The organism is Methanolapillus millepedarum, from assembly GCF_032594115.1.
Taxonomy (GTDB): Archaea; Halobacteriota; Methanosarcinia; order Methanosarcinales; family Methanosarcinaceae; genus Methanolapillus; species Methanolapillus millepedarum.
In genome coordinates, this window is record NZ_CP131060.1 from 752761 (window position 1) to 776764 (window position 24004).

Annotated in this window: 16 protein-coding genes; 8 read left to right on the top strand and 8 right to left on the bottom strand. The window is 44.1% G+C overall.

Features of this window, described 5'->3' with window-relative positions; translation table 11 throughout:
* Nucleotides 1-22: 22 nt before the first annotated feature.
* The gene (gene leuS, locus MsAc7_RS03585) at nucleotides 23-2920 is read left to right on the top strand and encodes a leucine--tRNA ligase (RefSeq protein WP_338103216.1); all 2898 of its coding nucleotides are present in this window, start codon (nucleotides 23-25) and stop codon (nucleotides 2918-2920) included.
* A gap of 501 nt (nucleotides 2921-3421) precedes the next feature.
* Here the strand turns inward: leuS and MsAc7_RS03590 are convergent.
* A complete protein-coding gene (locus MsAc7_RS03590; RefSeq protein WP_338103217.1) occupies nucleotides 3422-3757 on the bottom strand; it encodes a thioredoxin family protein in 336 nt (111 codons plus the stop codon).
* Between the two features lie 582 nt (nucleotides 3758-4339).
* Between MsAc7_RS03590 and acs the strand changes: the two genes are divergently transcribed.
* Nucleotides 4340-6418 carry an acetate--CoA ligase alpha subunit gene (gene acs, locus MsAc7_RS03595; protein ID WP_338103218.1) on the top strand — a complete coding sequence of 693 codons (2079 nt, stop codon included), beginning with the start codon at nucleotides 4340-4342 and terminating at the stop codon, nucleotides 6416-6418.
* Nucleotides 6419-6630: 212 nt separating this feature from the next.
* Here the strand turns inward: acs and MsAc7_RS03600 are convergent, their stop codons facing one another.
* Nucleotides 6631-9321, bottom strand: coding sequence for a GLUG motif-containing protein (locus tag MsAc7_RS03600; protein ID WP_338103219.1), 2691 nt, complete (start codon nucleotides 9319-9321; stop codon nucleotides 6631-6633).
* 284 nt (nucleotides 9322-9605) lie between these two features.
* Entirely contained in the window at nucleotides 9606-9782 is a 177-nt protein-coding gene (locus MsAc7_RS03605; RefSeq protein ID WP_338103220.1) for a hypothetical protein, read from the bottom strand.
* A gap of 595 nt (nucleotides 9783-10377) precedes the next feature.
* Between MsAc7_RS03605 and oadA the strand changes: the two genes are divergently transcribed.
* From oadA to MsAc7_RS03625, 4 genes are all read left to right on the top strand, one after another.
* Nucleotides 10378-12135, top strand: a complete 1758-nt coding sequence (oadA, locus tag MsAc7_RS03610; protein ID WP_338103221.1) for a sodium-extruding oxaloacetate decarboxylase subunit alpha — start codon at nucleotides 10378-10380, stop codon at nucleotides 12133-12135.
* Between the two features lie 16 nt (nucleotides 12136-12151).
* A complete protein-coding gene (locus tag MsAc7_RS03615) occupies nucleotides 12152-13666 on the top strand; it encodes an acetyl-CoA carboxylase biotin carboxylase subunit (protein WP_338103222.1) in 1515 nt (504 codons plus the stop codon).
* A 235-nt stretch (nucleotides 13667-13901) separates the two neighbouring features.
* A complete protein-coding gene (locus tag MsAc7_RS03620) occupies nucleotides 13902-14876 on the top strand; it encodes a biotin--[acetyl-CoA-carboxylase] ligase (protein WP_338103223.1) in 975 nt (324 codons plus the stop codon).
* A gap of 10 nt (nucleotides 14877-14886) precedes the next feature.
* Nucleotides 14887-15597: a hypothetical protein gene (locus MsAc7_RS03625; RefSeq protein ID WP_338103224.1), complete on the top strand. Its 711-nt coding sequence runs from the start codon at nucleotides 14887-14889 to the stop codon at nucleotides 15595-15597.
* 91 nt (nucleotides 15598-15688) lie between these two features.
* Here MsAc7_RS03625 and MsAc7_RS03630 read toward each other — a convergent pair whose 3' ends face one another.
* Complete coding sequence (locus MsAc7_RS03630; protein ID WP_338103225.1) at nucleotides 15689-16375, bottom strand: helix-turn-helix domain-containing protein; 687 nt, start codon at nucleotides 16373-16375, stop codon at nucleotides 15689-15691.
* A gap of 152 nt (nucleotides 16376-16527) precedes the next feature.
* Here MsAc7_RS03630 and MsAc7_RS03635 point away from each other — a divergent pair, with 152 nt between their 5' ends.
* Nucleotides 16528-18384, top strand: coding sequence for a DUF2207 domain-containing protein (locus tag MsAc7_RS03635; protein ID WP_338103226.1), 1857 nt, complete (start codon nucleotides 16528-16530; stop codon nucleotides 18382-18384).
* 140 nt (nucleotides 18385-18524) lie between these two features.
* A complete protein-coding gene (locus MsAc7_RS03640) occupies nucleotides 18525-19091 on the top strand; it encodes a LemA family protein (protein ID WP_338103227.1) in 567 nt (188 codons plus the stop codon).
* A gap of 98 nt (nucleotides 19092-19189) precedes the next feature.
* Here MsAc7_RS03640 and MsAc7_RS08960 read toward each other — a convergent pair whose 3' ends face one another.
* The 4 genes from MsAc7_RS08960 to rqcH form a co-directional block, all read right to left on the bottom strand.
* Nucleotides 19190-19453, bottom strand: coding sequence for a hypothetical protein (locus tag MsAc7_RS08960; RefSeq protein ID WP_420847460.1), 264 nt, complete (start codon nucleotides 19451-19453; stop codon nucleotides 19190-19192).
* A 212-nt stretch (nucleotides 19454-19665) separates the two neighbouring features.
* The gene (locus tag MsAc7_RS03650) at nucleotides 19666-20100 is read right to left on the bottom strand and encodes a hypothetical protein (RefSeq protein ID WP_338103229.1); all 435 of its coding nucleotides are present in this window, start codon (nucleotides 20098-20100) and stop codon (nucleotides 19666-19668) included.
* Nucleotides 20101-20385: 285 nt separating this feature from the next.
* Nucleotides 20386-21453, bottom strand: a complete 1068-nt coding sequence (locus MsAc7_RS03655) for an mRNA surveillance protein pelota (protein ID WP_338103230.1) — start codon at nucleotides 21451-21453, stop codon at nucleotides 20386-20388.
* A 20-nt stretch (nucleotides 21454-21473) separates the two neighbouring features.
* On the bottom strand, nucleotides 21474-23675 hold the full coding sequence (gene rqcH, locus MsAc7_RS03660) for a ribosome rescue protein RqcH (protein ID WP_338103231.1): 2202 nt from the start codon (nucleotides 23673-23675) through the stop codon (nucleotides 21474-21476).
* Nucleotides 23676-24004 lie beyond the last annotated feature (329 nt).

Sequence of the window (24004 nt, forward strand, 5' to 3'; positions counted from 1 at the left end):
AGAAAACGCAGGAAGGGAAAACATGCAAGACGATTACGATATTTTGGGAACGGAAAAGAAGTGGCAGGAAACATGGCAAAAGAATAAAACTTTTGAAGCGGATCCGCTGCCGGGTAAAGAAAAATATTTTATCACCATCCCATTCCCTTATTTAAACGGAAACTTGCATGCCGGACACACCCGAACCTTTACCATTGGCGACGTGGTCGCCCGCTACAAACGGATGCAAGGATGCCATGTCCTCTACCCGATGGGATTTCACGTCACCGGAACGCCGATTGTCGGCCTCGCCGATTTGGTTCGCGAGCGTGACCCGCAAACCATGGAAGTCTACACCAAATTTCACCAAATCCCAAAAGAAATCCTTCCGACGCTAGATGAATCGGAAAAAATTGTTGATTATTTCAAAGTCGAAGCTGAAAACGCCATGAAAATCATCGGTTATTCCATCGACTGGCGCCGCAAATTTACCACCATGGACCCGGCTTTTCAAAAGTTTATCGAATGGCAATACACAGCGCTTTACGAAAAGGGGCTTATCAGCAAAGGTTCTCACCCCGTCAAATGGTGCCCGCACGACAACAATCCGGTAGAAGACCATGACATCTTGCGCGGGGAAGAAGCCACCATTGTCGAATACACGCTCATTAAATTCCGTCACAAAGATCTGATTTTCCCGTGTGCGACCCTGCGTCCCGAAACCGTTTACGGCGTTACGAACTTGTGGCTGAATCCCGACATTGAATACGTCAAAATCAAAGTGGAAAAAAATGAACTTGAAGAGCTTTGGGTTGTCAGCAAAGAAGCCTACAACAAACTCAAATACACAGATTGGACCGTCGAATTTATTGAAAAATGCAATGCAAAAGACTTGATCGGCCTGGAACTTAAAAATCCGTCAACCGACAAAACAATTATAATTCTTCCGGCATCGTTCGTCCGCGGAAACAACGGAAGCGGCGTTGTGATGAGCGTCCCCGCGCATGCACCCTACGATATGTTGGCTCTTCGCGATTTGTATGACAAAGAGTTATCGGAATATAAAATCACCAAAAACATCCGGGATATACGCCCGATTGCAGTCATTGATGTTCCTGAATATGGCGAATTTCCGGCCGCCGACGCCATTGCCGAACTTGGCGTCGTCGATCAAAAAGACCCGAAAGCTGAAGAAGCGACCAAAATTATTTACCGGCGCGAGTTCCATGGCGGAACGCTCAAAGACATCACCGGAAAATACAAAGGGATGCCGGTTTCAAAAATCAAAGACCGTCTGACGCAAGATTTTATCGCGCAAGGCATCGGAGATCTTTTTTACGAGTTCAGCGAGCCGGTGCAATGCCGGTGCGGTACGATGTGCGTCGTCAACATGGTCAAAGGACAATGGTTCCTCAACTACTCCAAACCCGAATGGAAAGACCTCGTTTACAAATGCCTCTCCCAAATGGAAATTATCCCGCCGGAGTTGCGCACCGAATTTGAAAATAAAATCGATTGGTTAAAAGACAAAGCCTGCGCTCGGACGAAAGGTCTTGGAACAAAACTTCCGTGCGACCCGCAGTGGTTGATTGAATCGTTGGGTGACTCAACGATTTATATGGCGTACTATACGATTTCCAAATATATTAACGATGGAACGCTCCCGTTGGATGCGTTGACGCCGGACTTTTTCAATTACATATTCTTCGACATCGGAAAATCGGAAGACGTTGCCTCAGAAAATCTTTCTGCCGAGCTGGTTGACCAAATCCGGGACGAATTCAACTATTGGTATCCGGTGGACCTCCGTTCTTCCGGAAAGGACTTGGTGCCGAACCACTTGCTTTTCTTTTTGTTCCACCACGTCGCTCTGTTTGACGAATCCAAATGGCCGAAAGCAATTGCTGTGAACGGATTCGTATCCCTAGAAGGACAAAAGATGAGCAAATCCAAAGGACCGCTTCTGACGCTTAAGGAAGCTGTCGATGAATACGGTGCTGACGTGACGCGCATGTACATTTTGTCCGCCGCCGAACAAACGCAGGACGCCGACTGGAAACGAGAAGGCATTGAATCCGCGAAAACACAAGTCGGGCGGTTCTACACCTTTTCAAACCAAATCATCGAAAGCGGATGTCGGATTCCCGAAAATGAGGAATTAAACCACATCGACAAATGGATTGAAAGCCGGATTCAAAAATACATCCGCGATGTCAATAACGCTTTTAAAGAAATCCACACCAGAGACGCGATTCAAAACGCCTTCTTTTTGATTTACAACGACATCAAATGGTATCACAAACGCGGTGGCGAACGTTGTTTGACGGAAGTTGTCGAGACATGGACCAAATTAATGGCGCCGTTTACGCCGCATATTTGCGAAGAGATTTGGAGCCGCCTCGGCCATACCGATTCAATCGCTTTTGAGCCGTATCCGGTTGAAAAAGAAGAATGGATTGACGAAGCGACGGAAGTTGCCGAAGACATTGTTGTCAAGACGTTGGCTGATATTGAAGAAATCATCCGGGTCGCCAAAATCGAACCCAAGAAGATTTATTTGTACACAACGCCGGACTGGCGGACAAATGTCCTCAAAAAGGCAGCTGAGATGGAGAACGCCGGCGGCGTTGACGTCGGAAAACTCATCAAATTGTGTATGGAAGACCAAGACATTCGAACCCGCGGCAAAGACGCGCAAAAGTATATTCAAAAAGCTGCCGGTGAAGTGCGAGGCTCGTCCGTGGACATTGCCGTCAATTATCTGAATGCGAACCTTGATGAGAAACAGATTTTGGAAGAAGCGAAAGCATTCATCGAAAAAGAAACCGGATGCGACGTTCAAGTTTTCAGCGCCAAAGAAATTGACGCGAAAACAGCCTACGACCCGGAAAATAAATCCAGATTCGCGGAGCCGATGCGTCCGGCAATTTACATTGAATAAAAAAATAACGTTTTTTTTAATGAAAGAGCTTGTTCGGCTGACTGCCGATTCGAGCAAACCGCCCCGAAAATTCAGACGCGTGTCGCGTCTGAATTTCTCGGGATACTATTTTCAGATATATTCAGATTTGCAGTTTACACCTACGGGTTGCTATTTTACAGTTTGCACCTACGGGTTGCTATTTTTACAGTTTGCATCTAGTTGCTACTTTGCCAATCCATTTCATGAAATCCAATTCAATCAGACGCGAAACGCGTCTGATTGAATCGGGAAGGTTTGCCTGAAGGTTTCCAAAGATGAGGATTGATTTTGCTTGAAAGTTTCCAAAGATGAGGATTGATTTTGTTCAAAAATTTTCAAAAGCGAGGATTGATTTTGTTCGAAAGTTTCCAAAAACAGGGAATGATTTTGTTTAAAAGTTTTCAAAAATGTGTCGCCATAACGCGCGCGGCGCCACCCGCTGCAAAAAAAGAAAAACTGAAAATGAATAAGTAAAAAAACTTACAATTTTCCGGCCGCCAAATCGGCGACGACTTGTTTCAGTTCATCCGCTGATAATGCTTGGTCGGCTTCATTGAGAAGTTTTCCCTCTTTGAAATATTTAAAAGTCGGCGCGGCTTTGATGCCGTACTTTTTGGTGACATCGATGTTTTCCATCGCTTCGACCCGGACAAAAGTGACTTTGTTTTTGTATTTGTCCGCAAGCTCTTCAAAGACCGGTTTCATTCTTTGGCAGTGCGTACAGTTCATCATGTAAAACATGCTGATGACGGGCTTATCGGACGTAATGGACGTCTCCCAAGTCTTGGATGTCGCTTCAATAACATTACTTGTCATTTTTTTCACCTTCTAATTCATAATGATGAGAATTTGAATATATTTAAAACCCATTTAAAGCAAACGTCATAATCTGTTTAACTATATTAATATTTGTAAATTTATATAATTTTGACACACGGTTTACAACTCTATTATTTTGCCGAAAAAAATCCATCTTTTTTAAATTATCGCATTGAGTCTCTTTAATTTTTAGGCCTGTTTTCCGGGTTTACAATTCGGTTTCTACAAACATGTTTATATAGAAAGGATCAATTCACATATACGATCATTACATTTGATTGAGTTTTTCAATGTCAATGAAAATAAAACCATTTTACCAAAAACGAAGCTAAAATAAAAACGATAGACTCAAAAACGAATCAAACCAAAAACGAAACCAACGGCATTGCCGTTTTCTTCAAATGAACCGTTTACAATAATTAATCCAAATTTTTGAGCAAAACCGGAATCAGAGAAATAAATTAACCCGCATCGGGGTTCGCGGTTCGTTTTTTTCCGCGTCTATGGTAACGGAAATAAAAACGTTTAACACGCTTTTATTTTTATTGCCGGGCAGATTATCAAAAAGGAGACTCATCAATGCTCAATATGTTTAAACCGAAAACCGTTGCCGTTATTGGGGCATCGGATACCAAAGGAAAGATTGGACACGACGTTTTAAAAAATTTAACCGGCCTCTTCCCGGGAAAAATTGTTCCAATCAACACGAACGCAACCGAAGTCATGGGACTCAAAGCCTACCCGACCGTGTCGGCTTGTCCCGACAAAGTGGATTTGGCGATTTTTTGTATCCCGTCCAAATTTGTTCTTGAAGCGATCGAAGACTGCGGAAAATCAGGCGTGAAAAGCGTCGTTGTCATTTCCGCCGGATTCAAAGAAGTCAATCCGGCCGGTGCTGAAATGGAAAAGCAAATCGCTGCCGCCTGCAAGAAATATAAAATGGAACTTGTCGGCCCGAACTGTCTCGGAATTATCGACACCCACGCCAAATTAAACGGCTCGTTTGCTAAAATGATGGCGATTACCGGCGATATTGCGTTCATGTCCCAATCCGGTGCGATCATGACCGCTATGCTCGACTGGGCCGACGCCCGAAATGTCGGATTCTCCCGTGTTGTCAGCCTCGGAAACAAAGCCGGCGTTAATGAAAAAGATTGTTTGGAAGACTTCGCCGAAGACCCGAACACCAAAGTCATTGCGGCTTATCTGGAAGAAATTGTTGACGGCCCGGCCTTTATGGAAGCCGCCAAAGTTGCCTGCAAGAAAAAACCCATTGTTTTGATCAAATCCGGAACAACGGACGCCGGATCTGCCGCCGTCTCTTCCCACACAGGATCCATTGCCGGTGCCGACCAAGCGTACACATCCGCCTTTAAGCAATCCGGAATTATCCGGGCCAAAGCCTTAGATGAGATGATGAATTACAGCATGGCGTTTTCAGCCTGCCCGCTTCCGAAAGGACGCAACATCGCCATTATTACCAACGCCGGCGGTCCCGGAATTATGGCAACGGACGCGGTCATCAACAACAATATGAAAATGGCCAAGTTGAAGGATGCCAATTACCAAAAATTGAAATCCGCGTTGCCGGAAGCGGCAAGCGCCAAAAACCCGATCGATGTTCTCGGCGACGCGAAACCCGACCGCTACGCTCTGGCGCTTGACACGGCTCTTGAAGATGAAAATGTAGACGGTATCATTTTCCTTGTGACGCCGCAATCTGTCACCGAAGTCACAAACACGGCGCAACTCATCATCGACCGGTTCAAGTCGGTCAAAAAACCGATTCTTTGTGTTTTCTTTGGCGGCACCCTGATGGAACCCGGCGAAAAAATGCTTCAAGCGGCCGGAATTCCCAACTACACCTATCCGGAAGCAGCCATTGAAACCATGCGCGCGCTGTGCGACTATGCGGACATTTTAAAGACCGAGTTCAAGAAGCCGGAAACCTTTAAGGTTGACAAAGAAAAAGTTAAAGCCTTGATGAAAAAACAAACCGACAACAACGACTTTGTTTTGGGTTTGGAATCCATCGATATTTTGGAAGCTTACGGTCTTCCGCTCGTCGGCAACGAAGAAGCCGCGACGGTTGACGACGCCGTCAAAGCCGCCGAAAAAATGGGCTACCCTGTTGTGATGAAAATCGTGTCCCCGGACATTACGCACAAGTCAGATGCCGGCGGAATCCGTTTGAACCTCAAGAATAAGGACGAGGTCAAAGACGCGTACGCGAAAATGATGGTTGATGTGAAAAAGCACGTTCCGAATGCGAAAATTGAAGGCGTTCAGATTCAGCAGATGCTGATTGGCGGCAACGAAATCATCATCGGAATGATTCGCGACCCGACATTTGGTCCGCTGGTCATGTTCGGTCTCGGCGGTATTTATGTCGAAATCTTAAAAGACGTGTCCTTTGGTGTCGCGCCCTTAAACCGCGACGAAGCCGAAAAGCTGATCCGTTCGATTAAAACGTTTAAGATTTTCGAAGGCGCCCGCGGCGCGCAGCCCGTTGACATCAACATTTTGATTGACGCGGTCCTCCGTGTTTCGCAACTTGTCACCGACTTCCCGGAAATCAAAGAGTTTGAAATCAACCCGATGAAAGTCATGGACGACGGCAAGACGATTTACGCGATTGACATGAGAATGATGCTTTAAAAAAGGATCAAGTTTGACTATCGAAAGGAAAGGAGTGAACCTTTCCTTTATTTTTTCTTTTTTTGAGTTCTGCTCTTTCGTTTTTTGTTTGTTTTTAAAAGAATGAATGGTTTTTGACGCGCGCCGGCCGTTGCAATTTTAAAATCGGTCGGGATTTTGGCGTTTTATCAAAAACCGCGGGACTGCTTTTCGTTTTTATTTCTTTTCATTTTTTACGGTGCTGTTGCCCAACTTGGCGGATTGGTCGGTTCCGTCGTTTGCCAGGTTAAAACCGGAATCGGGTACCCGGCGCTTCCCATTCTCCAAACGATGCTGCCGTCGTTCCAGTCCAATGTTCCTGTGTAGAATGCCAGGGTTTTTGCTTGAGCGGCCGTGGCGTCAGCGCCATCTCTCCCGGTTGCACTTTTCTCATTAAAATTGGCATTCGTCGTCATACCGTCGTAGGCGTAGTTGTTGGTTAAAACAATATCGATAGCTGTCGGGAATCCGGTGGTTGAACTGTAAATTCTTCTGGCGCCGGACCCGCTGACCTCTGCATTTAACGCGATACAGTTATTAATCCGCGAGGCAGAACCGGACCCGCCGACAAGACCGCCGACTGTATTTGATCCGCTGACATTTCCGGTCGCATAGCTGTTATTCAAATAGGATGAAATATTTTCAAGAATGATGTTCGGGTCAACAGAATCACGGATCACCATCGGAGCAAGATTTCCGACAAGACCGCCGACTTGAGTTCCGCCGGTAATATTTCCGGTGGCGTAACAGTTGTCAATTTGTATGCCGGCAGTACTGCCGACAAGACCGCCAATAATGGCTTTATTACCCGAAACATTTCCGGTCGCGTATGAATTTCTGATCCGGCTGTTGATGGATTCCCCGACAAGACCGCCATAACCCGAATTTGTTGAAGTCGTTTTACCTTTGATATTGACCGATGCTGATGAATTCATAATCAACGTATCGTTTCTCATCATCCCAACCAATCCGCCGGCGGTGATTAAATCGGAGACATCCGCTCCGATGTCCTCGGAGGTAATATTTCCGCGGGCGGTCGAGTTAACAACTTCCAGTCCGCGAAATGCAGAGTATCCGACAATTCCACCAATGCCGTTTCCTTTTAATACATTGATTTCAACATTCGCGCTGGAATTTGAGATTGTCGCATTTTCATTTTTGCTGTATCCCATGATTCCGCCAATGCCGTAGTAGAAATATGTTTTATTTTCCGTACAAGTAATTGTTCCGATGTAATGGCAATTGTCAATCGTTCCGTTGTTTTTATTCACTTTTCCGATAATTCCGCCGGTCCCATCTTCGCTATAGGCGGCTCCGACTGAAATGTTTCCGGTTGCGTTTGAAGATTTAATTGTATAATCCGTACCGCTTCCGGCAACGATTCCGACAACGCCGCCGATGGTTTCGCGGGCGTTTATGTCTCCGGTGTGTGATGAATTTTCAATTTTAATGTTTCCGCCTTGCCAAATACCGACAATGCCTCCCGTATAGTTATATCCTTGAATTGTTCCGTTATGTCTTGAATTATTGATGTCCACATAGTTTGTCAGACCGATAATACCGCCGACGCAACTTGAGTTATTTGTGGTAGAGACTCGTCCGGCTGTCAAATTTGTGTCGGAAGTTGAATTTGTAATCAGAGAATACACGCCCGCTCCGACAACACCGCCAACGCTGTAATTGGTGGTTGTGATCGTTCCTTTTACGGTGGAGTTGTTAACCGTCGTGTTATTTATGTACCCGATAAGTCCGCCAATCCGCGAATCTCCTTCAATTGTTAAATTTGCCGTGGAAACGTTTGTGACGGTTGAGTTTTCCACATATCCTGACAAAGAGCCTACGTAAGACGGCTTTGTGACATTGGAAGTTTGAACGTTCATTTTCTCAATTTTCAAATTCCGAATGTCGGTTTTTTGATCTGTGCTTACTCCTCCAATTTGGCCAAATAAACCATTACTGTAATTTGACGACCTTATTGTGAAGTTGGAAAAGGTTTTGTTATTTCCATTGAAATTTCCCCGGAACTGGTCCGAATAAGCTCCGGATGGTACTCCGAGTTTATTTCCCCCAATCGGAACCCATCCGGTTCCATCGGATAAAGCACGGTTGTAGAGGTTTCCGGTATTGTTATTCCATTCGGCCGGAAAACTAATATCTTCCATCACAACGAAATATTTTCCGCTGGCGTTATTTCCGTTTGCAGATGTATAATATCGGAGAGCATCAAATTGCACAATACCTTGAATCATAAATGGCGTTGCAACACTTCCGGTTCCTGATTGGAACGGGTAATAAGAACTTTTTGAAATCCCGGAATCATCGTTTATTGAAAAGTAATATTCATAAGTATTTAGGGCACCAACAGTGCTTAACGGATTTCCGGATCCGGTTGACGGAATCGAAACCAAATAAGTTCCTTGAGGCCCGTACGTGCTGTCAATATTTAAAGAAGGAATAGCAATTGTCCCATTATCTGAATCATTGTTAACATTTGTATAATTAATGGATAAATTCGTAATTGGTATACCCGGATTATTCATCGTCAAAACAACACGAAGCGTTTTAGAAGTATCTTGGTTGTAATCGAAAAGTGACATGTCTGCGATTGTCGGTCTGTCGGGAGTTGGCGGATTCGTTCCGCTTCCGTTTCCACCCGGTGTTACATGGATAGGATCCGGCGACGACGAGTTCACAGGGCCGGACGACCCCTGTCCGGATTCAATCGGTGTTGACGCATTAGAGTGTTCGCAGTGAAGTATCACGTTAACATCTTTGTTGTTCTGAACGTAAACATATGTAAAAACGGCGAGCAATAGTAAAAGAATAATAATTGCCACGGGAATGTATTTCTTTTGTTTGTATTTTATATCTGTTTTTGAGTCCATAATTTTCCCATTTTTATTTTGTTATTCGAAAAAAGAAAATCTTTAAGATATATTTATCTGGCAGATTTTATTATTTAACCAATATATAAATGATACGATAACAGTGAAATATTCATATTATATAAATATCTAATTCATGGATAATGATTTATTAGGAATCATACAACTTTGAATAGATTTTCAAATCCAAAAAACATAAAAATAAAAAATAGAAATAAAAAATAGAAATAAAAAATAGAAATAAAAAATAGAAATAAAAAAGAAAAAAGTTCTTAATCTGACGATTAACCGGCAATCGTTGCATTTGTTTGGATGCACATGCATGTGAGATTTGGCTGTCCGAGAATGTAATAATAGTAAATTGCAAAGAAGATTAAAAGAATAACCAAAATAATCAATATGATAAATATAATTTTTTTGGAATTGTTTTGAGCCGGTGCGTTTTCTTTGTAATCTGTCATATAAACTCATTCCTTGCTTTTGGTTTTAAGGTTCTTATTTTTAAAAAAGAACCAATTGTTCATATATATAATTTTTTGATTATCGTTCAATAATTACTGATTTGTATGCCTTCCCGAATAAATTAATTTTGAGAACCCGGATTTGTTTTTTGAAATGATGGTCACTTCAAATTAACCCATATTGTTAACCTAACGGAAATATATTTATAGTTGACATTCTTTTGTTTGTTTCAATTTTCATGCTGTCTTTTCCTTTTTTTGAGATTTATCCTTCAAGAGTATCTTCTACAAAAATGATGAAATACGTTTGAAGCGACGGCGAGATAAATCGGAATCGAAAGGAGGATCAAAGATTGGAGGATTTTTCAAAAAATTTCAAATATTAGGGAAAAACTGATAAACCATATCCGATTATTATTCTCATTTCATTTAAAATCATTTAAAAACGATGAAGGCCGATTGTGCGGTTTTTCCCTAAATCCGCCATTATTTCATTCGTTTATTATGTTTGATATTATTTTCAAACGAGCCTATTATCATTATTATCATTAATCACGATCTTGTTCACCAATTATCAAAAGAAGGAGGCAAACTTATGGCCGTAAAAATTACAGAAACAGTTCTCCGGGACGCCCACCAATCGCTTATCGCGACCCGGATGAGAACACGCGACATGTTAGACGTCGTCGAATTGCTTGACAATGTCGGTTATTATTCTCTGGAGATGTGGGGCGGCGCCACATTCGATACGTGCATCCGGTTCTTGAACGAAGACCCGTGGGAACGCCTGCGGGAAATAAAATCCCGCATGAAAAAAACACCGGCGCAAATGCTTCTTCGCGGGCAAAACCTTGTCGGTTACCGCCACTATGCGGACGACGTTGTCGAGCGCTTCGTCGGAAAAGCTTATGAAAACGGCATTGACATCTTCCGAATTTTTGATGCCGTGAACGATTTCAGAAACATTCAATCATCTGTCAAAGCCGCCAAAAAGGCGGGCGGACACGTTCAGGGAACGGTTTGCTACACCATCAGCCCCGTCCACACAACAGACACCTTCATCAAAATGGCCAAAAAATTGGAAGAAATGGGGTCCGACTCCATTTGTATCAAGGACATGGCGGGACTTTTATCTCCGGCGGCGGCGTCCGCAATTGTTTCCGGCATGAAGCAGGAAGTTTCCATCCCGATTTGCCTGCATTCCCACTGCACCTCCGGAATGGCACCGATTACCTATTATGCGGCAATCGAAGCCGGCGTTGACATCATCGACACCGCGATTTCGCCGTTCGGATGGGGAAGTTCCCAACCGCCGACGGAAGCCATGGTCGCCTCGCTTCAAGGAACATCTTACGATACCGGTTTTAAGTTGGAATCGTTCAAGGAAATCACCCGATTCTTCAAAAATGTCAAGGACAAATACAGCACCATCTGCGACCCGATTTCGGAAACCATTGACACCAATGTCCTTCTCTACCAAATTCCGGGCGGCATGCTCTCCAACTTGGTTTCCCAGCTCAAAGAACAAAACGCGCTTGACAAGTACGACGCGGTTCTTGCGGAAATGCCGCGCGTCCGGGCGGAACTCGGTTACCCGCCGCTCGTGACCCCGACCAGCCAAATCGTCGGCACGCAAGCCGTTTTAAACGTTATCATGGGCGAGCGCTACAAAGTGATTCCGAAAGAAGTCAAAGATTATGTGCGCGGCTATTACGGCAAAACCCCGGCGCCGATTTCGGAAGAAATGATCTCAAAAGTTATCGAAGGTGAACGGCCGATTACGGTTCGTCCGGCGGATTTGCTCAAACCGGAATACGAAAAGATGAAAAAAGAAGCGGAAGCTCAAGGCATCGCCAAATCCGAAGAAGATATTTTGACTTATATCTTGTATCCGGCCATCGCCCCGAAATTCCTCAAAGGAGAAGCGGTCGAAGAAGAATTAGCGTGTCCCTGCTCCAAAGAAACAGTTTCCCATGATTATTCCGGCATTCCCACCGAATACCGCGTCGAAGTGGACGGCACGGTCTACGACATCAAAGTCGAAGCCGTCGGATTTGAAAAGGGTGCTGCTCCCAAATCGAACGGCAACGGAAACGGCGCTGCAAAGCCGGCCGCCGACAAAAGTTCCAAAGCCGGTCATCCGGGAGCGGTTTGCAGTTCCATGCAAGGTATGATTTTGTCCATCAAAACAAAAGTGGGCGAGAAGGTTTCCGAAGGCGATTCGATTTGCGTGATTGAAGCCATGAAAATGGAAAACTCTGTCGGCGCGCCGAAAAGCGGAACCGTCAAAGAAATCATCATTGCAGAAGGCGACACGGTTGCAAACGGCGATGTGCTCATGATTATTGAATAATCCCGGGGGAAAATCAATGTTCCAAAAAATATTGGTGGCCAACCGCGGGGAAATCGCAATTCGTGTGATGCGCGCGTGCCGGGAACTGGACATTAAGTCCGGTGCCATTTATTCGGAAGCCGACAACAAAGCGCTTTTTGCGATGTACGCCGACGAAGCAAGCCCGGTCGGCCCGGCGCCGGCCGGTCAGAGTTATTTAAACGCCGAAAAGATCATTCAAATCGCGAAGCAAACCGGCTGCGATGCCATCCATCCCGGTTACGGATTTTTGTCCGAAAACGCCAAATTCGCGAAGCGTTGCGAGGAGGAAGGCATTGTTTTCATCGGCCCGTCGTCCAAAGTGATTGAAAAACTCGGCAGTAAAATCGAATCCCGAAAGATTGCGAAAAAAGCCGGCATTCCGACCGTACCCGGAACGGAAGACGCCGTTACCGACGTCAAAGAAGCCATTGCGATTGCCAAAGAAATCGGTTACCCGGTTCTTATTAAAGCTTCCGCCGGCGGCGGCGGCATCGGAATGCGCGTCGTCAACAACGAAGGCGAATTCAAAGACGCGCTTGAGACAACGATGAAACTGGCCGGATCGGCATTTGGCGACTCAGCCGTTTTCATTGAGAAGTATATTTTAAATCCGAGACATATCGAAATTCAAATTTTGGCCGACAAATACGGTCACATCGTCTACCTGGGCGACCGGGAGTGTTCCATTCAGCGCCGCCATCAAAAATTAATTGAAGAAGCGCCGTCGCCGATTATGACGCCGGAGCTGCGCAAAAGAATGGGTGAAGCAGCGGTTGCAGCGGCCAAAGCGGCCGGATATGAAAATGCCGGAACGGTTGAATTCATCTATTCCAACGGCAACTTCTATTTCCTGGAAGTGAACACCCGCCTTCAAGTGGAGCACGGCATCACGGAACTTGTCACCGGCATTGATTTAGTCAAACAGCAGATTCTCATCGCGCAAGGTAAACCTTTGGACTTCAAGCAGGAGGACGTTCAAATCCGCGGTCATGCGATTGAGTGCCGTCTCAATGCCGAGGACCCGCTGAATGATTTTGCCCCATCTCCCGGAAAAATCAGGCGTTACCGCTCTTCCGGCGGTCCCGGTATTCGTGTGGACAGCGGTGTTCACGTCGGCTACACCATTTCGCCTTATTACGATTCTATGATTTCGAAGTTGTGCGCTTACGGGCAAACCCGTGAGGAAGCGATTGCCCGGATGAAACGCGCGCTTTACGAATACGTGGTGACCGGCGTCACAACCAACATTCCGTTCCACAAAGCCGTCATGGAAAACCCGGAGTTTGTCAAAGGAAACTTATCCACCAAATTCATCGACAACAACAATATTGTCGAAGCCGTCCGCGATATTGTCATTCGTGATTCGGCCAAGGGGGCGACGCTGGCATCAGCGCTTGACAACGACGAAGTGGTCATTGCCGCCATTTCCGCGGCGGTCAGCACGTACATTTCCAACATTGCCGAATTGGATTCCGGAATGAAAAAATCCAAGAAAAGGAATCAGAAGTAACAATAAAACAAAAATCCCGTCACACAAAACTCGGAAAAATATTGAAATTTGATCTCATATTTCCGGCCGGTTCAGATTTCATTTTATTTTTTCAGTTTTACTTTTATCATTTTTGGAAATTATTTGGTAAATAAATATATAAATGTAAACACAGATTCATTTTGAGTGAAAATTTAATTTTATTCAAAAGTCAGGCCGTCTTATTTGTTCAATTCAATGTTCAGGGGATTTTCGGATGAAAAGCAAAAGAACTGAAATCATTAACGCGTTTAAAGCAGCCGAGGGAAAAACAATTTCGGGCGAAGAACTCGGCGACCAGCTCGGTATTTCCAGAACCATGGTTTGCAAATACATCAAAGGGCTTCGGGAAGACGGTTATGAGATTCAATCGTCTCCCAAAAAAGGTTATACGCTCAAGTCGGTTCCGAAGTTGCTTTATCCGGAAGAAATTCTTTCGGGCCTCAACACAACGCTTTTTGGAAAAAATATTCATTATTTTGATGAAGCGGGGTCGTCCAACGACATCGCCAAAAAGATTGCGTCGACCGCCGAAGAAGGAACCATTGTTGTGGTTGAGCAGCAGACCGGCGGTCGCGGCCGTCTCGGCCGAAAATGGGCGTCTCCGAAAGGCGGGATTTGGTTTTCCATCATCTTAAAACCGAAAGTCGCGCTCAGCGCCGCTTCCCGGCTCACGTTAACCGTCGGGCTCAGCGTTACCAATACGCTTCGCGGTTACGGCATCGATGCCAAAATCAAGTGGCCAAATGACGTTCTCATCAACGGAAAGAAAGTTTCCGGCATTTTAACGGAAGTCGAAGCCGAAATTGACACCATTGAGTTCGTTGTCATCGGCGTCGGAATTAACGCCAACATGAGTCTCCGGGATATTCCGGAAGACCTTCGGGAAAATTCCACCACCATTCGGGACGAAACCGGAAAAAGTATCGACCGTGTGGATTTCCTGCAAAAATTGTTGCATGAGATGGAACAGCAGTACATCCGGTTTAACACGCAGCCGTTCAGTGAAATCTTAAACGACATCATCGCGCTTTCGGATACCATCGGCAAAGACGTCAAAGTCACGATGCCGAACCGGATTGTCGAAGGACGCGTCGTCGGAATTTCCAAATCCGGCGCTCTTCTTTTGAAGAAAGAAGACGGCGATGTCGAAGAAATCATTGCCGGGCGGTGCATTTATTCTAAAAAATAAATTGAGTTCTATGTCCAAACACGTCAAATCTATCCAAAATAATACATGCCGGCGTTTCCCGCTCTTGACCATGCCGGTTTTTTTTCTTTTTCTTTTACTTTTCTTTTTTCTTTTAACAACGCCGGTTTTAGCCGACGGCATCGGTGAAGAAAACGTCACCGTTCGAAATAATGTCGGGGAATATACGCACCTTGAACTCTTACAATCGGAAAATTATTTTTTGTTGCGCGAAGGCGAAATTGAAAAGTTTGATGAAGGATATGAACTTCATTTAACCGGTTCCGGTTCCGGCGACAAAATATTGGTGGAACTTCACAATACCGGTAGCGACGAGCCGAAATACATCACAAGCGTTGTCATGAACGATGGAGATTATCTTTATTGTTCCCGGCTGATGGATGGAGAATATTATTTGATCTTATCGTTTCAGCTTGACAAATCCTATTTCAACAGCACCGGAATTGTCTCCGGGTTTTCGTCTTTGAATCAATATCATGACCCGTATGTTTCCAATCAGTCCAAAAACGATTGGTACGTGAAGGTGACCAACTCGACAGATCCGGTTTTGCCGGACGGCCCAAAGCCGGAAAATAATTCAACCGGAAACGGGTCCGGACTTACCGTTCCCGAACTTTCCAGCATGACATTTTTGATATTGGCCAGCGCCGTCGCCGCAATTGTGGTTGCCGCTCTTATGATTAAAAAAGTTTATGAAAAATGAAGAAGAAAATGGAATTCAATTCAACTTTTTTCTTTTTTGTTATTTATATTGCTTTTCTTCTTTTTTGTGTTCTTCTGTTTTATTTTTTAGATTATTTTTCTTCTTTTTTCACGGAAACGACCAATTTCTTTTTCGTCACCGGCTCAAGCCTTTTCCAGGAAATGACGGAATCTTCTTCGAGAACGAATTCTTCCGCCCGCTTATCAATTAATTTACCGTTGACTTCGTACAGGAAGTATCCTTCTTCGCCATCGGCCGCAACGATAAAGTTTCGTCCGCCAATATTTTTGACTTCGACAATGGCAACGCTTTTAAACGCCTCCATCAAAGTTGTTCCTTTTTCCACTTCCAGTCTTTTGACCGGCGCGAATGAATCAAACGCGGTATTGAAGCTGTTTTTCTTCAAACTCAGCACGTGTGTTTTTCCGAATATTTTTCGTTCGACAAGCCCGGCGTCTTCCAAAATTTTGATGTGCTTGGCCGCGACGGGAACTGAAATATTGAGTTCGCGCGCAATGGATGAAATGTGGCGGCTGTCTTCCGAAATCAATTGAATCATGCGTTGGCGCATATCACTTGAAATCGCTGAAAAAATTTGCGTGCTTTCCATGAGCCGTTCTTGGTCGAAATGTTCCAAAAAATCGTCGTCGGATTCAGCCGGAATTATTTTTTGAGTTTTCGCCGGCTCTTTTTTTTCGCCGGTCTTCGATTTCCGGCCGGTTTTTTTCTTTTCTTTCTTTTCTTTATCCTGAGTCTTATTTTGAGTCGTTCTGGTCATATTTTTACATATATTCTTTTCATAAATAAGAGTTGTTATTTAATCAGGTAATTATATGTCATTTAAGCGAAAAAAGATTTATTAAGCATGAGTAAAATCATTCCTACCTAAATTCGAATAAAATCTGCTTTTGATAATTCGATTGTGATATTATGACTTTTCAAAAAAACAAGTTAACATTTTCTTCAAATCCGGCCCGGTGGGCATCAATTGCTTTGTTGGTCGGACTTTGTTTGATGCTTTTGGCGTCGGGCGCAGCTGCCAAATCATATACAGTTGACCGTGCCGATGTGAACATTGTCGTCAATGAGTCCGGCGTTGTTCACGTCAACGAACGCATTTATTACACATTTGACAGTTGGGACGAAGATTACAACGAGGTTTACCGGCTGGTGTATACCAATTCCAACATTACGATCAAAAACGCAACCGGATACATCGAAGGTTATCCGAATTCATCTTTTCGCGTGGACAACGTTTCTTACGGACAGGAACTGATTGTTAAACTTCCGAAACCGAATCCGTCCAATGTTGTTTTTGTCATTTCTTATGACTATTACGGCGGCATCAATGTTTACAACGATGTCACCGAATTCAACTATATGCTCTGGGGCGACAACTGGGAAAAAACGTTGCCGAGTTTAAACGCGATGATTACGTTTGAGAACACGACGATGTCTCCGATTCCCGGCTACAGCGGAGACTCTTATTGGTCGCATCCGTCCTACTACACTCAGAATATGTCGGGCCGCCAAATTTCGAATTCCGACTACCAATACACTGTTTCCGCAAGCAGTATTCCGGAATACACTTGGTACGATTTCCGCGTCATTTATCCGAGAATGGAAAATCCGAACGGGGATTTTGTGACGATTCAAAACAAAGACGGTTTAAATACAATCCTGAATGAAGAAAAACAGTATGAGCGGAAGAACCTTTATGCCGATCTGTTAATTCTGATTCAGCTTTTGGTCATTTTGGCCGGTATTGTCGCGCCTTTTGTCATTTATCTGAAATACGGACGGGAGCGGGAAACAGATTATCATGCGCTTTACGAGCGGGATTTGCCGACGAACACCAAACCGGCTGTTGTGAACGCTATTGTTGTCGGTCATGGAAAGCCGACGATGGACGCTTTTGTGTCGACGATTATGTACTTGATTGATCACGATTACCTTTCCATTCACGAAACAACCCGCAAAGATTGGAAAAATTCGGATACCAAGGAAATTTTGCTGAAAATTGAAAAGCAAGCGGACCTTTATTTGACTGATTTTGAACGAGACGTTTATCTCTTTTTGCGCGACCGCATGGACGGCGATGAAGTGGAGTGGACGAAGCTTCAAAAGAAACTCGGGTCAAATGATTCGTTTTACAATTTCTTAAACCGCTGGAACTCAAAAATTACTCAAAAGGCCGATTTTTCATCCCTTTTCGATTCGACCGGAAACAAAATTATCGGATCGGCCGGGGTTGCTTTGTTGGTCTGCTCCATTGCGATGTTTTTCATCAGCCAAATCATCGCGCCGGCAAACCTTTATCCGCAAACGGCTGAAACGACGTCGCTTTGTTTCGTGAGCGGCATCATCGCGGTTATTTTGCTCATTTATCCGCATATTTGGAAACAGTCGATGGGACGCTGGACCAAGGACGGCCGTATGTTTTATTTGAAATGGAAAAATTTTGAGAAATATTTGACCGATTATTCCTTAATACAGGAGTATCCGCCGTCTTCCGTGATCATTTGGGATCAATTCATGGTCTATGCGATGGCGCTTGGCGTCGCTGACAAAGCGCTTAAAAATATGCATTTGTCGGTTCCGACGGCATCGATGTCGGACAGCCGTCTCGGTATGATTTATTATTATCCGATATTCTATACCGGCATGAACCGCGCTTACTCATCGTCAACGCCGCAAAGCAGCGGCGGTGGCGGCGGTGGAATGGGCGGATTTGGCGGCGGTGGAATCGGTGGCGGATTTGGCGGTGGCGGCGGCGGTGCCCGCTGACCTTAACATTACAATCCGGACCCAAATCTTTAAAATCAAATGAAAAAGCTTAAATCGTTAATCAGATTGATAAATTTGAAATCAATTTTCATAAACCTCTTAATTTCAGTCAATCAACAAATAAAATCGGAGTGATAAAAATGTCTGCCGGAATAATTATCGGAATCATTCTTTTGCTGCTCATCATCATCTTGATTGTGGCGTTTGTGATGATGTATAACAATTTGGTGAAAGCGCGTAACTTTGTGGAAAACGCGTGGGCACAAATCGATGTTCAACTCAAACGGCGTTCGGATTTGATTCCGAATCTCGTTGAAACCGTGAAAGGTTATGCCGGACACGAAAAGCAACTTCTTGAAAACGTGACCGTCGCCCGCTCCGCCGTCATGAAAGCGACAACACCTCATGAAAAAGCGGAAGCGTCCAACATGTTGTCCGGCACGTTAAAAAGCCTCTTTGCCGTTGCGGAAAACTATCCGCAGCTGAAAGCGAACGAAAATTTCCGCGACCTTCAAAACCAATTGACGGAAACCGAAAACAAGATTGCTTACACGAGACAATTCTATAACGACACGGTGACCAAATACAACAACACCATTCAAACGATTCCGACCAACATTGTCGCTAAAATCGGCGGCTTTGAAAAGAAAGAACTCTTTGAAGCCGGCGAAGAAGAAAAAGTAGTGCCGAAGGTTTCTTTTTCATGAAGATGAATTTTTTAAAGAAACCATGACGGTCCTTCCGCTTAAACAGATGTTATCGCATCTGTTTGCGGATTTTATTCGTTTTTAGGAGAGGTGCCCATTCATAAATTTTTATGTTTTTTAAGTTTAATCCCGTACGAAATGTGAGAATTTCCGGTAATTCGGGCATTTTGAATCTGTTTTTTCTCCAGCTGGTGGATGTAATCTTTGATCTCCTTGGTATCCAATTTGAAGAAAGCGTCTTTAACCGGCAAATCGTCCTCTGAGATCTCATTTGACTGAAGCATCGTCACAGTATCGTTTTTTGGTTCTTCCCCTTCTTTTATTTTGTAAGCGATATCGGATTTTGTGAATGCTTCATACATCGTGATCTCACATCTTAACATTCTCAATAAAATGTCTGTTGTTGTCGGAACCACTAAATGCTCAAAAGGCTGTTGATATGAATAGACGCAAACGCATAAATACAGTTTCTTGTCTTCATTTTTACAGACGAACAGGCGCGGCGGGATATCTATTTGAAGAAGAACTCTTTCTAAGAAGAGTTTTTGTTCTTGAATTATAAAATATAGTTTGTTCACGAGATCACCTCAAAATCGGATGATGGATCGCACCCGTCAAACAACCACCAATCGACATGAGTGGTTTTTTTGTTGACGGTACAAGGTCCGTTTGAATCTTTGACCTGCCCTCGGATAATTTTATTTGAGGAATTCTGTAAATCAACATCGATTTTCATTTTTTTCTTTAATTCACTCCTATTTGTAAACAAAGAACATCCATAATATGAAATATCATTTTCGTTGATATGCCTCCCTTTGTAGCCGATTTCGGCGTAGGACCAAAAATCTTGAAGTTGGATTGGCTTGCTTTCATTTTCTCTTTTTATGGCTCTGAATGCTAAAAAATGCTCATATTTTTCATTCACGTTGCCGAATTTAACTTTCTTCTCAAGAAGCGCATTTTTTAAAACGGGTGGAAATTTCAGATAAAAATCTCCGTTGATCGTCATACAACATCTCCTTTTATTTTGTTGTAGTCTCAATTCCCGAGATCTTTATAATAATTTTTAATTTATTCTGATCTGATATTATTTTCTTTTATATATTGAATATCATAAAAATGAGAATTGTTCAACTCATCTTCTTTTGTATTCAGCATTCGGATTAGTGCCGGTGGCTTTCGTGATTGTTTGATACTTTCCATTTTCCGACAATCCCTTTGCTTTCAGGAAGCTGTTTTTCATTTTCGCAGCGACTGCTTCTTTCAGGACGGGTAATTTATGCTGTGATCGCCGTCACTGCCCCATTTTGTACCGTAAAATAGCGGCAACGCCGCCGAACGACGCCAGTTTTCGTCCGGGTTCAAATTCCGTACTGAGAATAATCACTTTTCCTTGAGACCGTTCCGCTTCCTGCATCATATTTTCAATCGGCGTCACCGTCTTCCCATCGGCGGTTTCCCGCTCTTCCCGCAATTTTTCGTCGGCGACGAGAAGCGTTTCAACAGCGCCGTAGTTAATGGCATTTTGAACTTCCGCCGGCCCGTAAGCGGCTTTTCCATCGATGGCAACTTCTTTTAAAAAATCGTCCATATAATTTGTTTCTCTGGCCAAGCGGGATTCGTGCATGATTTTGTCGATGGACCCTTTTTTGAGAACTTCCAAAAATCCGGAAATACCGATCATGGTGCTGTCTTCCGTCACGGCTTTTGAAGCAAGTTCCGGATACGCTTTTTTAAAATAAAGGAGGAAATCGTCTTTGGTAAAACCGGGACCGCAAAGGACAATCGCCGCGCCGTCTTTGTAGACGAAATTCAATTGGTCGGCGATTTCTTTGAAAAAAACGTCTCGAAGGCCATTTTCTCGTTTTCCGGACGATTGACGAATATGTGAATAAGGTTCAACACCGTAATGGCGGACGAGTCCGATGTCGGCGTCGCCTTCCTCAATTCCGACAATGATAACGGACGGACGTTTTCCGGCTTCTTCGGCTTCAGCAATCCGTTCCAATTGATCGTTTTTCCACTGCTCTTTAACAATCGACAGGCTGGTTCCTTCTTCAATATTGAGGGTGTGATGCATACCCATGTCCATTCCGGAAACGATGACGCCATGGATGCGGAGGCGGTTTGCGAATTTGTGAAATTCTGTACTTTCCACACGGATTCCAAGGCGGACGGTCACTTTTTCCAACTTCTCCGGCCGGATCTTATCGTCGGCGCCTTCCGGCTTTCTTTTGGTGAGCGAAAAAACAACGTCATTCGGGTCGATAATGTATTTGAGGTGCCACAAATCCTCAAGCGTGTCTGCCATCAGCGCGATTTCGCCGCTGCGGCCTTTCAACTCCTTTTTCATGACTTTCATCCGGGTTCCCTCCGCTGATTTTATTCTTCGACAGCTTCATCCGTCGCCTTTTTTCCGTCCGGCCCGCTTCGAATATCAGATTCTCCCGGCGGCATCACCATGGCGATTTGGTCCGGGGACGCGATTTGCTTTAAGAATTTTTGGTCTTTGATTTCATTCATGTAAAGCCGGTAAATCTTTTTGGACAAATCGTTTTGATTGAATTTGCCGGGGATGATTTCGATGACCTGTGTTCCCCGCGCCCGAACTGCCGGAATCGGGCCGCCGATGACGCGCGTTTCGTCGCCGAGTTCAATCCCGACCGCCAGTTCCAAAGTCACATTGTTAAAATATTGACGCTCGCCGCGGATAACGAACGATCCTTTTGTGATATATTCGCCGCTTTCCGGTGTTTTTGTCACCTGCTCGCCTTTGACCATATAGCAGTCGCCGGAAGAGCCGCCCGATTTCCAAATGCTGGAATGGGAAACCGCAAAAGTCGCCGCCTCTTCAATCGTGCTTTTCGGAACTTCTTTTCCTTCCGTTTTGATAACCGTCAGCGGCGCTCCCGGATATTGCGTGTGGAAAACCAAATCCCGCTTTTCCGTGTATTTTTTGAAAATTTCCTCGTTGGTGTCCGAATCGCGCCCGCCGATAACCAAAAATCCGTCGGAAGAGTAGAACCATTTGAAACGGTCGTACCAATGTTTCTTCCGCTTGAGAACATATTGAGACGCCGGTTTTTTATCTTTGTCCTTCTCTTTTTTCTCAATCGCCGCCTGCGTGTCCAAAATGGCTTTTTCGGCGCCGTCTTTCTTTTTCATGAATTTTTTCGCGGCGTCGTAATAGACATTCGCGTTTTGCGGAATTGTTTTTCGGATATCGATGGTGGCTTTACAGTCTTTTAAATCCACCGTTACGGACGCGTCAGCCGGCTGAATGGAAATGATTGCGTTGATCACATCGTTTTTCTTTTCTTTTTTCGCGGCATTGATGATTTTGATCATTTCATCCCACGAATATCCTTTTTCCCGCGAGGATGAAAAAACAGCAATGAGCGATTCGACAAATTGGTAATTGGCGTAAATCGACTCCGCGATTTTTGTATTTTTCTCAATTTCACGGTTGAATTTTTCAATCGTCTCGGTTTGCTGTTTCAGCCGACGCTCAAAAATACCCAATTTCTTTTCGTGTTTCACTTCTTCTTTTTTGACAACAACAGCGTCCAACGATGCTTTTCCGAAGGCTTCGTCCAACGCTTCCGAAAAGGACGGGAAATAAATCTTTTTTTGATCTTGATATTGAACCAAATCAAAAGCGACGACATCGGCGATTTCAAATCCGTCCGGCAATTTAAATTCCGGTTTTTGTTCAATATTTTGCTCTTTCTTTTCCGAATCCGCGTTTTCTTTCGGATTCTTGAAAGCCGGTCCTTCAGAATCCGGTTGTTGCGGCGGTATGTTTGCCAAAGTTCGCGTTCCGTTTTTCGCATTTTTCGATTCTTTTAAAATCAAAGCGGGTTTGAAGTTTCCGGTTTTGACCGGTTCTAACATTTCAAAAACCGCCGCATAAATTTGTTCGATTTCCGCGTCTGTCAAATCCTTTGCCGGCTTTGATTTATCCACAGGACAACGTTTAAACACTTCTTCCGAATACAGACCACCTAAATTGAAGTTGTTGGCAAGCGTTCGGATGGCGTCTTTGTCTGAATCTCGGCAGACGGTTTTGATTTCTTCCACGCTGGTTTTGAGCGGGTTGAATTGTTCAGCGGGCAGTTCGTACGGTTCGCCCGAGCGGATTCTCCGGTCGCGGAAGGTGACGGGTTTAAACGGCAAAATAATTTTTTCATTTTTATCTAAGAGAATAATGTTTCCGCGCGAAAAGAGTTCGGCCACCAAAATGGTTTCCTCGCCGCCCCGGATGACGCCGATTTTTACAATCCGGTCAAATTGATGTTGTTCGATAAATGTAATTCTTCCGCCCATGATGTATTTCCGAAGGAGCATCGGAAATCCTTGCGGAATTTTCGGGGATTCTTTAAGATATTTACTGAGGTGAAGACGCTTTCCGCTCTCAATGATTAAATCGTCCCGTCCTCTTTTATGAATATAGAGATTAATCCGGATTTCATTTTCGCCGGTTTGATAAATTTTTTCAATTTTAGCGTCGATGAGAGATTTTTCGCCGGCGCAAAGCTCGGCGACAATGGCGGATACATCGGCACTGGTCATTTCTTGTTTCATTGACAGCTATAATACAAAATATCTATAAATATTAGAGGTTTTAAAAGAATGATTTTTAAAAAAGATGGTTTTTAGTTACTGTTTTTCATTGTGTTCATTTCCGGCAAACATTTTCGTAATATATTTATAGTTTCATTATATCTTATGAATTAACAGTATTTGTTCGTACCACTCAACGATGTGCGGCAGATCAGTCCAACCTGCGTGCACCATTTTTTGGTGCATGTTCAGGATTTTCGTTTTTTTGTCAAAATATCGTTCATTTGCAACTAATTCGTTGTACCATCAGCGATATGCATTGTTTCAATCCAACCGGTATCCTGTTGTTC

What these genes read in the sequence shown, in the direction of transcription:
- MsAc7_RS03630 (WP_338103225.1), bottom strand. Translation starts at nt 16,375, where the DNA reads ATGACCAGAACGACTCAAAATAAGACTCAGGATAAAGAAAAGAAAGAA.
- MsAc7_RS08960 (WP_420847460.1), bottom strand. Translation starts at nt 19,453, where the DNA reads ATGTATGAAGCATTCACAAAATCCGATATCGCTTACAAAATAAAAGAA.
- MsAc7_RS03635 (WP_338103226.1), top strand. Translation starts at nt 16,528, where the DNA reads ATGACTTTTCAAAAAAACAAGTTAACATTTTCTTCAAATCCGGCCCGG.
- MsAc7_RS03590 (WP_338103217.1), bottom strand. Translation starts at nt 3,757, where the DNA reads ATGACAAGTAATGTTATTGAAGCGACATCCAAGACTTGGGAGACGTCC.
- MsAc7_RS03625 (WP_338103224.1), top strand. Translation starts at nt 14,887, where the DNA reads ATGTCCAAACACGTCAAATCTATCCAAAATAATACATGCCGGCGTTTC.
- MsAc7_RS03650 (WP_338103229.1), bottom strand. Translation starts at nt 20,100, where the DNA reads ATGACGATCAACGGAGATTTTTATCTGAAATTTCCACCCGTTTTAAAA.
- leuS (WP_338103216.1), top strand. Translation starts at nt 23, where the DNA reads ATGCAAGACGATTACGATATTTTGGGAACGGAAAAGAAGTGGCAGGAA.
- MsAc7_RS03605 (WP_338103220.1), bottom strand. Translation starts at nt 9,782, where the DNA reads ATGACAGATTACAAAGAAAACGCACCGGCTCAAAACAATTCCAAAAAA.
- MsAc7_RS03620 (WP_338103223.1), top strand. Translation starts at nt 13,902, where the DNA reads ATGAAAAGCAAAAGAACTGAAATCATTAACGCGTTTAAAGCAGCCGAG.
- MsAc7_RS03615 (WP_338103222.1), top strand. Translation starts at nt 12,152, where the DNA reads ATGTTCCAAAAAATATTGGTGGCCAACCGCGGGGAAATCGCAATTCGT.
- oadA (WP_338103221.1), top strand. Translation starts at nt 10,378, where the DNA reads ATGGCCGTAAAAATTACAGAAACAGTTCTCCGGGACGCCCACCAATCG.
- MsAc7_RS03655 (WP_338103230.1), bottom strand. Translation starts at nt 21,453, where the DNA reads ATGAAAGTCATGAAAAAGGAGTTGAAAGGCCGCAGCGGCGAAATCGCG.
- MsAc7_RS03600 (WP_338103219.1), bottom strand. Translation starts at nt 9,321, where the DNA reads ATGGACTCAAAAACAGATATAAAATACAAACAAAAGAAATACATTCCC.
- rqcH (WP_338103231.1), bottom strand. Translation starts at nt 23,675, where the DNA reads ATGAAACAAGAAATGACCAGTGCCGATGTATCCGCCATTGTCGCCGAG.
- MsAc7_RS03640 (WP_338103227.1), top strand. Translation starts at nt 18,525, where the DNA reads ATGTCTGCCGGAATAATTATCGGAATCATTCTTTTGCTGCTCATCATC.
- acs (WP_338103218.1), top strand. Translation starts at nt 4,340, where the DNA reads ATGCTCAATATGTTTAAACCGAAAACCGTTGCCGTTATTGGGGCATCG.